The 248-nt window shown below is 64.5% G+C and carries 1 pseudogene; it reads left to right on the top strand.

Going from position 1 to position 248, the window contains the following annotated elements:
* Positions 1-26: 26 nt before the first annotated feature.
* A pseudogene (locus FCK22_RS18720) lies at positions 27-248 on the top strand (ATP-binding protein); the annotation flags it as partial.

Here is a 248-nt window from a genome sequence, read left to right as displayed (position 1 = left end):
TGCCCTCGACATGGACAAAGCGCGGGCTGACATCGGGTGCAAGCTGGATCGCCTGCGCCGATGCTCAGACCCAGGCGCAGTTTCTGAATGAACTCGGTGAGGGAGAGCTTCTGGCTCTCCCTTTTTTGTTTGAGTTCTGGGCGCTCAACCACCAACTGCCGCCCGAGGGCGATTGGCGGACATGGGTGATCATGGGCGGGCGCGGCGCGGGCAAGACGCGGGCCGGGGCGGAATGGGTCCGCAGCAAG

The sequence above is a fragment of the Sulfitobacter sp. 15WGC genome (assembly GCF_005068605.1).
Classification (GTDB): Bacteria; Pseudomonadota; Alphaproteobacteria; order Rhodobacterales; family Rhodobacteraceae; genus Sulfitobacter; species Sulfitobacter faviae.
Note: the sequence above shows the minus strand (reverse complement) of the source record. Positions and strands in the feature narration are given on the sequence as shown.